At 69.3% G+C, this 12,018-nt stretch carries 8 protein-coding genes and 2 pseudogenes; 6 read left to right on the forward strand and 4 right to left on the reverse strand.

Features of this window, described 5'->3' with window-relative positions; translation table 11 throughout:
• Positions 1-824 (reverse strand): annotated as a pseudogene (locus APM_RS06310) (DNA mismatch repair protein MutS); the annotation flags it as partial.
• Positions 825-959: 135 nt separating this feature from the next.
• Between APM_RS06310 and carA the strand changes: the two are divergent.
• The 4 genes from carA (at position 960) to APM_RS06330 (ending at position 7,307) form a co-directional block, all read left to right on the forward strand.
• Positions 960-2,303 (forward strand): glutamine-hydrolyzing carbamoyl-phosphate synthase small subunit, encoded by a 1,344-nt coding sequence (carA, locus tag APM_RS06315; protein WP_011941867.1) that lies wholly within the window; start codon positions 960-962, stop codon positions 2,301-2,303.
• Between the two features lie 2 nt (positions 2,304-2,305).
• Positions 2,306-5,551: a carbamoyl-phosphate synthase large subunit gene (carB, locus tag APM_RS06320; protein ID WP_007422522.1), complete on the forward strand. Its 3,246-nt coding sequence runs from the start codon at positions 2,306-2,308 to the stop codon at positions 5,549-5,551.
• Positions 5,552-5,632: 81 nt separating this feature from the next.
• Entirely contained in the window at positions 5,633-6,106 is a 474-nt protein-coding gene (greA, locus tag APM_RS06325) for a transcription elongation factor GreA (RefSeq protein WP_007422523.1), read from the forward strand.
• Positions 6,107-6,110: 4 nt separating this feature from the next.
• On the forward strand, positions 6,111-7,307 hold the full coding sequence (locus APM_RS06330; protein ID WP_007422524.1) for a threonine ammonia-lyase: 1,197 nt from the start codon (positions 6,111-6,113) through the stop codon (positions 7,305-7,307).
• A gap of 16 nt (positions 7,308-7,323) precedes the next feature.
• Here the strand turns inward: APM_RS06330 and APM_RS06335 are convergent, their stop codons facing one another.
• From APM_RS06335 to APM_RS06345, 3 genes are read right to left on the reverse strand one after another with little or no spacing between them, the layout of a single operon-like run.
• Complete coding sequence (locus APM_RS06335; protein WP_007422525.1) at positions 7,324-8,529, reverse strand: aminopeptidase; 1,206 nt, start codon at positions 8,527-8,529, stop codon at positions 7,324-7,326.
• On the reverse strand, positions 8,526-9,329 hold the full coding sequence (locus APM_RS06340) for an MBL fold metallo-hydrolase (RefSeq protein ID WP_007422526.1): 804 nt from the start codon (positions 9,327-9,329) through the stop codon (positions 8,526-8,528). Before APM_RS06340 ends, APM_RS06335 begins: the two co-directional genes overlap by 4 nt.
• Positions 9,326-10,099: a TatD family hydrolase gene (locus APM_RS06345; RefSeq protein ID WP_007422528.1), complete on the reverse strand. Its 774-nt coding sequence runs from the start codon at positions 10,097-10,099 to the stop codon at positions 9,326-9,328. Before APM_RS06345 ends, APM_RS06340 begins: the two co-directional genes overlap by 4 nt.
• A gap of 96 nt (positions 10,100-10,195) precedes the next feature.
• Here APM_RS06345 and gpmI point away from each other — a divergent pair, with 96 nt between their 5' ends.
• Both gpmI and APM_RS06355 read left to right on the forward strand, forming a co-directional pair.
• Positions 10,196-11,713 carry a 2,3-bisphosphoglycerate-independent phosphoglycerate mutase gene (gpmI, locus tag APM_RS06350; RefSeq protein WP_007422527.1) on the forward strand — a complete coding sequence of 506 codons (1,518 nt, stop codon included), beginning with the start codon at positions 10,196-10,198 and terminating at the stop codon, positions 11,711-11,713.
• Positions 11,713-12,018, forward strand: a pseudogene (locus APM_RS06355) (peptidase M23); the annotation flags it as partial. The gene gpmI and the pseudogene APM_RS06355, both read left to right, overlap by 1 nt.

The following is a 12,018-nucleotide window of genomic DNA, read 5'->3' on the forward strand; positions in this document are numbered from 1 at the left end:
AGGCTGGCGCGGGTCGCGGCATCCATCGCCATCAGGCCGGTCTCGCCCGCGCGCACCGGGCGGGCGATGCGTGGCAACGTCCCGGCCTGGCTGCGCTCGACATAGCGCAGCGCCACCGCCGCCGCCTGCGCCTCCTGATCGGTGAAGGCGCCAAAGGCGTCGAGCGAGGCAACATCGAACAGCCGGGCGAGATCGCGCCGGGCAAGCTCCGCCGCCGGCGGCGGGCCGGGATCGGTGCGCCGGCCTTCATGCGCCCCAAGCTCGATATCCGCTCCGGAAAGAATTTCCGCCGGGTCTAGCCGGCCGAGCAGGGCAGCCAGTTCGCCCCCCGCCAGGTCGGCGGTCTCGAATGACGCGGTCGAGACATCGAGCCAGGCGGCGCCGATCCGCCCGGCCCGGGGCACCAGCGCGAGCAGCAGGCTGGCGCGGCCCTGATCGAGCAGCGCCTCCTCGGTGATCGTGCCGGGGGTGATGAGTCGGACCACGGCGCGCTCGATCAGCGCCTTGCCGCCCCGCGCCTTCGCCGCCTCCGGCGCCTCGACCTGCTCGGCCACCGCGACACGGAATCCCCGCCGGATCAGCCGGGTCAGATAGGTATCGCGCTGCGAGACCGGCACGCCGCACATCGCGATCGGCTCGCCCTGATGGGTGCCGCGCGCGGTCAGCGCGATGTCGAGCGCCGCCGAGGCCGCTTCGGCATCCTCGAAGAACAGTTCGTAGAAATCGCCCATCCGGAAGAAGATCAGCGCGTCCGGATAGTCGGCCTTGGCCTGGAACCACTGCGCCATCGCGGGGGTTGCGCCGGCGGCGCGGTCGGAATTCATCCCATCTGTCTAGCCGAGGACCGGGCACGCGCGGAAGAGCGCGGCAAAATGTCGTTGGCGGAAATAATTTCCGACCGCCCTCCGATCAGGAGAAGTCCGGTTGAATTCGGAGAAAAAATCCGGCATGAGACCGTCATGCCCAAGACGACAGACGAGATCATCGACCTGCTGGGCGGCGCCGACGCGGCAGCCCGGCTGACCCAGGTTTCGACCGAGGCCGTGCGCAAGTGGCGCAGCGCCGGGGCGATTCCGGCACGGCACTGGCCGGCGGTGATTGCCGCGACCGGCCTGTCCCTGGCCGATCTTTCAGGAGACATTGCAATGGAATCCGAAACCACGAAACCGGAGGGCGCAACCGCGGCGCTGGTATTGGGCGACGGCCGCGTGTTCTGGGGACGCGGCTTCGGCGCGCATTCCACCGGCGAGCCGGCGGAACTCTGCTTCTCCACCGGCATGACCGGCTATCAGGAAACCCTGACCGATCCGTCCTTCGCCGGGCAGATCATCACCTTCACCTTCCCGCATATCGGCAATGTCGGCGCCAATCCCGAGGATATCGAGGCGAACACGAGTTTCGCCCGCGGCCTCGTGATCAACCGCGACATCACCCGTCCGTCGAACTGGCGCGCCGCCGAGGGGCTGGCCGCCTGGTGCCGCCGCATGGGCCTGCCGGGCATCGCCGGAGTCGACACCCGCGCCCTCACCCGCACCATCCGCGACGACGGCCCGCCCAACGCGCTGATCGCCTATCCCGAGGACGGCCGCTTCGACATCCCCGCCCTGGTCGAGCGGGCCCGCGCCTGGCCGGGGCTCGAGGGCATGGACCTCGCGCGCGAGGTCTCCTGCACCCAGAGCTACGAATGGACCGAGACGCTGTGGGACCGCGCGCACGGGTTCGGTAGGCAGAACGCGCCGAAATTTACTGTAGTTGCCGTGGATTACGGCGCGAAGCGCAACATCCTTCGTAACCTCGCGAGCGCCGGCTGCCGGGTCATCGTCGTCCCCGCCACCGCCTCGGCCGAGGATATCCTCCGTCATCAGCCTGATGGCGTGTTCCTCTCCAACGGCCCCGGCGACCCGGCGGCGACGGCCGAATACGCCGTGCCGGCGATCCGCGGCGTGCTCGATGCCGGCAAGCCGCTCTTCGGCATCTGCCTCGGCCACCAGCTCCTCGCCCACACGCTTGGCGCGAAGACCTACAAGCTCGCCCGCGGCCATCGCGGCGCCAACCAGCCGGTGCAGGAGCTTGCCACCGGCAAGGTCGAGATCACTAGCCAGAATCATGGCTTTGCGGTGGATGAGGCCAGCCTGCCCGACGGCGTGACGGTTACCCATCGCTCCCTGTTCGATGGTTCGAACGAGGGCATCGCCTGCCCGGCGAAGAACTGCTTCTCCGTGCAATATCACCCCGAGGCCAGCCCTGGCCCGTCGGATGCCAATCACCTGTTCCGGCGCTTTGTCGCGATGATGGAGGGCTGACCATGCCGAAACGCACAGACATCAAATCGATCCTGATCATCGGCGCCGGGCCCATCGTCATCGGCCAGGCCTGCGAGTTCGACTATTCCGGTGCCCAGGCCTGCAAGGCGCTGCGCGAGGAGGGCTACCGGGTGATCCTGGTGAACTCCAATCCCGCCACGATCATGACCGATCCCGAACTGGCGGATGCCACCTATATCGAGCCGATCACGCCGGAGATGGTCGAGAAGATCATCATCAAGGAACGGCCGGATGCGGTGCTGCCCACCATGGGCGGGCAGACGGCGCTGAACACCGCGATGGCGCTCGCCAAGGCCGGCACGCTTGAGAAGCACGGCGTCGAGCTGATCGGCGCCCGCGCCGAGGTGATCGACCGCGCCGAGGACCGGCTGAAATTCCGCGACGCGATGGCCGAGATCGGCATCGAGAGCCCGCGCAGCGCCATCGCCCATACAATGGACGAGGCGCGCGCAGCACTCGACCTGGTCGGCCTGCCGGCGGTGATCCGCCCCTCCTTCACCCTTGGCGGCACCGGCGGCGGCATCGCCTACAACCGCGAGGAATTCCTCGAAATCGTCGCCGGCGGGCTCGACGCCTCGCCGACCACCGAGGTGCTGATCGAGGAAAGCGTGCTCGGCTGGAAGGAATACGAGATGGAGGTGGTCCGCGACCGGGCGGACAACTGCATCATCGTCTGCTCGATCGAGAACATCGACCCGATGGGCGTGCACACCGGCGACTCCGTCACGGTCGCCCCCGCGCTGACCCTGACCGACCGCGAATACCAGCTGATGCGCGACGCCTCGATCGCCTGTCTGCGCAAGATCGGCGTCGATACTGGCGGTTCGAACGTGCAGTTCGGCGTCAATCCGGCCGACGGGCGCATGGTCATCATCGAGATGAACCCCCGCGTCTCCCGCTCCTCGGCGCTGGCCTCGAAGGCGACCGGCTTTCCCATCGCCAAGATCGCGGCGAAGCTCGCCGTCGGCTACACGCTCGACGAGCTGCGCAACGACATCACCCGCGTCACCCCGGCGAGCTTCGAGCCGACGATCGACTACGTCGTCATCAAGATCCCGCGCTTCACCTTCGAGAAGTTCCCCGGCACGCCGGCGCTGCTGACCACCTCGATGAAGTCGGTCGGCGAGGCGATGGCGATCGGCCGCTCCTTCCCCGAGGCGCTGCAAAAGGGGCTGCGCAGCCTGGAGACCGGCCTCGCCGGGCTCGATCCGGTCGAGAAGCCGGGTGACGGCACGCGCGATGCCTTCCGCGCCGCGCTCTCCACCCCGCGGCCCGACAGGCTGCTGATCGCCGCCGAGGCGCTGCGCGCCGGCCTCTCGGTCGAGGAAATCCACGCCGCCTGCAAGTTCGACCCCTGGTTCCTCCGCCAGATGGAGGACATCGTCGAGGCCGAACGCCGCGTCGCCGCGGAGGGCCTGCCCGGCGACGAGCTCGGCATGCGCGCGCTCAAGGCGCTGGGATTCTCCGACCGCCGCCTCGCCGCCCTTACCGGCCGGAGTGAGGCGGATGTGAGCAAGGCGCGCCTCGCCCTCGGCGTCACCCCGGTCTATCGCCGGATCGACAGCACCGGCGGCGAATTCGCATCGGCGACCTCTTATATGTTCGCGACCTATGAAGGCGGCTTCGGCGCGCCGGTCTGCGAGGCGGAGCCGAGCGAGCGGCGCAAGGTCGTCATTCTCGGCGGCGGCCCGAACCGGATCGGCCAGGGCATCGAGTTCGACTATTGCTGCGTCCACGCCGCCTATGCGCTGCGCGAGGCGGGGTTCGAGACCATCATGGTCAACTGCAACCCCGAGACAGTCTCGACCGACTACGACACCTCCGACCGCCTCTATTTCGAGCCTCTCTTCGCCGAGGACGTGCTCTCCCTGCTCCGCCGCGAGCAGGAGCGCGGCACGCTGCTCGGCTGCATCGTGCAGTATGGCGGGCAGACGCCGCTCAAGCTCAGCCAGGCCCTCGCCGAGGCCGGCATCCCGATCCTCGGCACCTCGGCCGACGCGATCGATGCCGCGGAGGACCGCGAGCGCTTCCACGACCTGCTGCGCTCGCTCGGCCTGCGCCAGCCGGAAAACGGGCTGGCCCGCTCGGCCGAGCAGGCGGAAGCGATCGTCGAGCGGATCGGCTTCCCCGTCGTCATCCGCCCCTCCTACGTGCTCGGCGGCCGGGCGATGGAAATCGTCTACGACCTCGCCAGCCTGCGCCGCTACATGCGCGAGGCGGTGGTGGTCTCCGGCACCAACCCGGTGCTGATCGACCGCTACCTGAACGATGCGATCGAGGTCGATGTCGACTGCATCGCGGACGGCCAGAGCGTCTACGTCGCCGGCGTGATGGAGCATATCGAGGAGGCCGGCATCCATTCCGGCGACTCCGCCTGCTCGCTGCCGCCCTATTCGCTCTCGCCCGCCATCGTCGCCGAACTGCGCGCCGAGACCGAGGCGATGGCGAAGGCGCTCAATGTTATCGGGCTGATGAACGTGCAGTTCGCGATCCAGGGCGAGAACGTCTACGTGCTGGAGGTCAATCCGCGCGCCTCGCGCACCGTGCCCTTCGTCGCCAAGGCGACCGGCGTACCGGTGGCGAAGATCGGCGCGCGGGTGATGGCCGGCGAGGCGCTGGCCTCCTTCGGGCTGGACGACAGCGTGATGCGCAGTCACGTTGCGGTGAAGGAAGCGGTGTTCCCCTTCGCCCGCTTCTCCGGCGTCGACGTGCTGCTGGGCCCCGAGATGAAGTCTACCGGCGAGGTGATGGGGCTGGATGTCAGCTTCGCCCGCGCCTTCGCCAAGGCCCAGCTTGGCGCCGGGGTGAAGCTGCCGCAGGCGGGCACGGTGTTCCTCTCGGTGCGGGATTCCGACAAGCCGGCGATCCTCGCGATCGCCCGCCGCTTCGTCGATCTCGGCTTCGAGATCATGGCGACCCGTGGCACCGCCGCGCATCTTTCCGAAGCCGGCATCGCCGCGCGGGCGGTGAACAAGGTGCTGGAGGGCCGGCCGCACTGCGTCGACTCGATCCGCTCCGGCGAGGTTCAGCTGGTGATCAACACCGCCTCCGGCGCGCAGACCGTGGCGGACAGTTTCGACATCCGCCGCCAGGCGCTGAACCACGGCGTGCCGCACTACACGACCATCGCCGGCGCGCGGGCGGCCTCGCACGCCATCGCCGCCCTTGCCGCGGGCAGCCTTGAAGTCGCGCCGCTTCAGTCGTATTTTCCGCAATCGTTCCGATGATCGTGGCGCCGGATTCCTCCGGCCCGCGACTTTTTCGCTCATCCTTACGCCTGTTGGCTTAACCTGACTGAAGGAACTGCCGTGCAAAAATTCCCGATGACCGGGCCCGGACTGCAGAATCTCGAAGCCGAGCTGCGCCACCTCAAGTCCGAGGAGCGGCCGGCGATCATTCGGGCGATTGCCGAGGCCCGCAGCCACGGCGACCTGTCGGAAAACGCGGAATACCATTCCGCGCGCGAGCGCCAGTCCTTCATCGAGGGTCGGATCGCCGAACTCGAGGAAATCATTTCCGCCGCCGAGGTGATCGATCCGTCCACCCTGTCGGGCGACACGGTGAAGTTCGGCGCCCATGTCGAGTTGATCGACGAGGAGAGCGACAAGGAAGTCACCTACCAGATCGTCGGCGTCCACGAGGCGGACATCAAGGCCGGGCGGATTTCCGTCACCTCGCCGCTGGCCAAGTCGCTGATCGGCAAGAAGCCGGGAGACACCGTTTCGGTGCCCGCCCCCGGCGGCGACCGCAGCTACGAGATCCTCGCCGTCCGGTTCGGCTGAGGCCTTGGTCACCCTCGCCGATATCGAGGCGGCGGCCGGCCGGATCGCCGGCGCGGTGCTGCGCACGCCGCTGGTCCGCGCCGACGCGCTCTCGCGCGCGACCGGTGCGGACATCCATCTCAAGCTCGAGAACCTGCAGGCCACCGGCGCCTTCAAGGAACGGGGGGCGGCAAACCGCATCGCCCTGCTGACGGAGGCCGAGCGCAAGTCCGGCGTGATCGCGATGTCGGCCGGCAATCACGCCCAGGCGGTGGCGCGCCACGCCCAGCTCGCCGGCATCCGCGCCACCATCGTGATGCCGCGCTTCACCCCGACCACGAAGGTCACCCGCACCCGGGCCTGGGGCGCGCAGGTGGTGCTGCACGGCGAAACCCTCGCCGAGGCCGCCGCCCACGCCCATGAACTCGCCGCCCGCGAAGGCCTGGTCTTCGTCCACCCCTACGACGACGCGGACGTGATCGCCGGCCAGGGCACGCTCGCCCTCGAGGTGATCCATGACCTGCCGGATCTCGACGCGCTGGTGATCCCGACCGGCGGCGGCGGTTTCATCTCCGGCTGCGCGGTGGCGGCGCGGGCGCTGCGCCCCGGCGTCGAGATCCTCGGCGTCGAGGTCGAAAGCTATGCCGGCTTTGCCCAGGCGCTCGCGGGCCAGGAGGTCAAGGTCGGCGGCGCGACCATCGCCGAGGGCATCGCGGTGCGCGATATCGGCCAGCTGCCGCTCGCGCTGCTGAAGGAACACGAGGTCGAGGTTCTGGTCGTGCCGGAAGCGGCGGTCGAGCAGGCGATCGCGATGCTGGCCGAGAGCGGCAAGATCGTCGCCGAGGGCGCCGGCGCCGCCGCCCTCGCCGCGGTGCTGACCTTCCCGCAGCGCTTCGCCGGCCGCCGGCTCGCCCTGCCGATCTGCGGCGGCAATATCGACACCCGCGTCCTCGCCAACACGCTACTGCGCAACCTGATGCGCGACGGGCGGATCGTGAAGGTGCTGATGGAAATCCCGGACCGCCCCGGCGTGCTGGCCGACATCGCCGCCCGCATCGGCGATCAGGGCGGCAACATCATCGAGGTCGTGCACCAGCGCCAGTTCGCCTCGCCGACCGTGCAGGCCGCGCATCTCGAAGTGATGTTCGAGGCGCGCGACGCCGCCCATGGCCGCTCGATCACCGAGGCGCTGGAAGCCGCCTACACCGTCCGCCGGCTCTGATCGCGCCAGCCGGCGCTCAGATCACGAAGGCGCCGCCGCGCATCACCGGCGTGATGGTGCCGTCGGCGTTCACGCCATCGACGTCCATCAGCGCCGAGCCGATCATCCAGTCGACATGGATGAGGCTTTCGTTGGCGCCGCGGGCGGCATCGCAACCGCCTTCCATGTTGAGCGCCAGCGCCTGGCCGAGCGCGATGTGGCTCGCCGCGTTCTCGTCGAATAGCGTGTTGCGGAAGATCAGCCCCGAGCGCGATACCGGGGAGGCATCCGGCACCAGCGCCACCTCGCCTAGGCGGCTCGCCCCCTCGTCGGTCGCGATCAGGGCGCGGAACACGTCCTCGCCCCGCCTCGCCTTCGCCTCGACGATCCGCCCCGCCTCGAACCGCACCTCGATGTCCTCGATCAGCGCGCCGCCATGCACCAGCGGCTTGCTCGCCCGCACGCTGCCGTTCACCCGCTCGCGATGCGGCATGGTGAACACTTCCTCGGTCGGCATGTTCGGCATGCAGGCGGTGCCATCCTTCGATGTCGCGGACCCGCCCGCCCAGAGATGCCCGTCGGCCAGGCCGACTTCCAGGTCGGTGCCGGGCCCGTTGAAGCGCAGCGCGGCAAAGCGGCGGGCGTTCAGCGCGTCGCACCGCGCCCGCAGGGTCGCGACATGGGCATGCCAGGCGGCAACCGGATCGGCCACGTTGATTCGGCAGACCTCGAAGATCGCATCCCACAGACGCGCGGCCGGGTCGGGCTCGCCGGGGAAGACCGATTTCGCCCAGCCCGGTGTTGCGAAGGACAGGATCGACCAGTTGGTGGCGAAACCGCTGATCAAGCCGCGCACCGGCTTCATCGCCCGCGCCATCGCGCGCTGGGCGCGGCCGATCCGCGCCGGGTCGCAATCCGCGAGCAGCATTGGGTCGGTGCCGACCACGGTCAGCATCGCCGCGCCCTCGTCGATCGACTTCGCCACCCCCTCGTACAGCCAGGCCGGCGCGAAATCGAAACTGTCCTCGCTCGCCTCGCGGAACCGGGCACGCTGGATCAGGTCGTCCGCGAAGAAGGGGATCACCAGCGCCGCGCCGGCGCGATAGGCATGGGTCGCGATCCGGTCCACCAGGTCGCGCGCCTCGATCGGCGCGTTGACGATCAGCTCCTGGCCGGTCTGCACGTTGACGCCGATGCGGACGGCGACCTCGGCCAGCCGGTCGAGTTTCTCTTCATGCGTCATGGTGCGTCTCCCTCGATGATCATGCCGTCAAACGCGGGCTCGAAGCCGGCGGGCAGCGTGTCGCACAGCGTGCGGTAATCCATGTCGAGCCCCATATGGGTCAGGATGGTGCGGCGCGGGCGCAGCGCCGTCGCCCATTCGATCACCTGGTCGAGATGGGCATGTGTCGGGTGCGGTCCGCGCCGTGTGAAACAGTCGATGATCCAGGTGTCCACCCCCTCCAGCAAGGCGAACTGGTCGGGCGTGAAGCGCACCACGTCCGGGCAGTAGGCGACATTGCCGACGCGCAGCCCGAGCGAGGGAATGAAGCCGTGATCCTGCCGGATAAAGCGCACCGGCAGGCCCGCGATGGTCCTGGTCTCGCCGGGCAGGATCGTGTGGGTGCGCAGCACCGGGCGGAAGAAGCCGGGCGGCTCCCAGGGCCGGAACGCGTAGTCGAACCGCTGGCGCAGCTCCGCCCAGGTGCGCTCGTCCGTATAGGCGTCGATCGGCGTGCCGCGGAGACGGTTGAGGATGCGGATGTCGTCGAGCCCGGCGATATGGTCGGCGTGCGGATGGGTGATGATCACCGCGTCGATCCGGTCGATCCGGTTGTCGGTAAGCTGCAGGCGGATTTCCGGCGCGGTATCGACCAGGATGCGCTGCCCGTCGGCGGCGCTGAAGACCACGCTCGCGCGGGTACGGCGGTTGCGCGGCTCCGCCGGATCGCATTGCCCCCAGTCGCCGCCGCCATCCGGGCCGCCGATCTGCGGCAGCCCGGCCGAGCCGCCGGTGCCGAGCAGCGTGAGCGTGAACCTCATGAAGCCTTGACGAACAGGCGGCGGAAATTCGCGGTGGTGAGATCGGCCATCTCGGCCATTCCCATGCCCTTCACCTCCGCCAGCACCCTGGCGGTGTGGACGGTGTGCGCCGGCTCGTTGCGCTTGCCGCGGAACGGCACCGGGGCGAGATAGGGCGAGTCGGTTTCCACCAGCAGCCGCTCGCGCGGAATATCGCGCGCGATCTCGCGCAGTTCCGCCGATTTCGGGAAGGTCAGGATGCCGGAGAAGGAAAGGAACCCGCCAATCGCCAGCGCCCGCTCGGCCAGCCCCCGGCCCGAGGAAAAACAGTGCAGCAGGAACAGGAATGGCGCCTTCGCGTGCTCGTCCTCCAGCATGGTGGCGACGTCGTCATCCGCGTCGCGGGCATGGATGGCAAGAGGCAGGCCGGTCATCTGCGCCGCGCGGATATGGGCGCGGAAATTCTCCGCCTGAACCGCGCGCGGCGCCTTGTCGTAGAAATAGTCGAGCCCGGATTCGCCGATGCCGATTACCCGGGGATGCAGCGTCACCTCGGCGATCGCCTCCGGGCTGGGCACGCCCGCATCGCCGCCGGCATTGTGCGGATGCACGCCGATGCAGGCGAACACGCTGGGATCGCTCTCGGCGATGGCGATCGCGGTTTCCGATTGGCGCATCGAGGTGCCGATGGTCACCATCCGCCCGACCCCGGCCTCGTGCGCGCGGGCGATGACGGCGGGACGCTCGGCCTCGGTGAAGTAGTCGAGATGGCAATGAGAATCGATCAGCATTCGGCCTATATAGAGGTGCCGGTGCCGGATCGGAACCGCGCTTGACCCGCGCAAGCGCCTCTGTCCATCTGCGGGCGGCAGATGAGGGAGAGTGCGATGACCAGGCCGGTGATGCTGACGATACTCGACGGGTTCGGCTGGCGCGAGGACCGCGCCGACAACGCCGTGGCCCTGGCGAACACGCCGCATTTCGACCGTCTCTGGCGGGAGTCGCCGCACGCCTTCCTCAGCGCCTGCGGCCGCGATGTCGGCCTGCCCGAGGGTCAGATCGGCAATTCCGAGGTGGGCCACACCAATATCGGCGCCGGCCGGGTGGTCATGCAGGAACTGCCCCGGATCGACAGCGCGATCGAGGACGGCTCGCTGGCCGAGAATGCCGACCTGCGCCGCTTCGTGGACGCGCTGCGCGAATCGGGTGGCGCCTGCCATCTGCTCGGCCTCGTCTCTCCGGGCGGGGTGCACGCGCATCAGCGCCATGTCGCAGCCCTTGCCGGCGCGGTCGCGCAGGCCGGCATTCCCGTCTTCGTCCACGCCATCACCGACGGGCGGGACACGGCGCCGGAAAGCGCGCCGGACTGCCTCGCCTGGCTGCGCGACGCGCTGCCGAAAGGGGCGGAGATCGCGACCGTGATCGGCCGATATTACGCGATGGACCGTGACAACCGCTGGGAGCGCGTCCGCCTCGCCTTCGACCTGTTCACCGAGGGCAAGGGGAGCCATGCCGACGATCCGGTCGCCGCGGTGAAGGCAAGCCATGCGGAGGGGGTGACGGACGAGTTCGTCAAGCCGGTCGTGATCGGCGACTACGAGGGCATGCGCGACGGCGACGGCCTGCTCTGCGCCAATTTCCGCGCCGACCGCGTGCGCGAGATCCTCTCCGCCCTGCTCGATCCTGGCTTCGACGGCTTCGAGCACGCCCGGCATATCCGGTTCGCCGCCGCGCTCGGCATGGTGACCTATTCCGACGATCTCGCGCATTTCATGCACACGCTGTTCCCGCCGCAGCGGATGGACGACCTGCTCGGCGAGGTGGTCGCCCGCGCCGGCAAGCGCCAGCTGCGCGCGGCGGAAACCGAGAAATACCCGCACGTCACCTACTTCCTGAACGGCGGGCGGGAGACGCCGTTCGAGGGCGAGGAACGCATCCTCGTCGCCTCGCCCAAGGTCGCGACCTACGACCTGCAGCCGGAAATGTCGGCGCCGGAACTGACCGACAAGGTCGTCGCCGCCATCGAATCCGGCCGCTTCGACCTCATCGTCCTGAATTTCGCCAACCCGGACATGGTGGGCCATACCGGCTCGCTGCCCGCCGCGATCAAGGCGGTGGAGACCGTCGATGCCGGACTCGGCCGGATCGAGGCGGCGATCCGCGCCCAGGGCGGCGCGATGATCGTCACCGCCGATCACGGCAATTGCGAGATGATGCGCGATCCCGAAACCGGCGGCCCGCACACCGCGCACACGCTCAACCGCGTGCCGGTGCTGCTGACCGGCGGGCCGGCGGATGCGAAACTGCATGACGGCCGGCTCGCCGACCTCGCGCCGACGCTTCTCGCCCTGCTCGGGCTTCCCCAGCCGGAAGCGATGACCGGCCGGAGCCTGATCGGCGCCTGATGCTACTGGCCGCGCGCCGCCTCGCCGCGACTGCCGCGCTGTTGGTCGCAGTACTCGCCGCCGGCGCGGCGCGGGCCGACCAGCTCGGCACGGCGCGCAGCCGGCTCGATCAGGCGAACGCGGCAGCGCAACGCCATCGCGCGGCGGCGGCGGCGGCGGCAAGGGCGGAGGCCATGGCGGCAGCGCGTCGGAAAGCCCTGCTGGCCCAGGAAATCACCGCCAACGCCGCGTTGCGCGCCACCGAGGACAAGACAGCGCAGGTCGTCGCCCGCCTCGCCGACCTCACCACGAAAACGCAGGCGGCC

Origin of the sequence: Acidiphilium sp. PM, assembly GCF_000219295.1 — a bacterium.
Lineage (GTDB): Bacteria > Pseudomonadota > Alphaproteobacteria > Acetobacterales > Acetobacteraceae > Acidiphilium > Acidiphilium multivorum.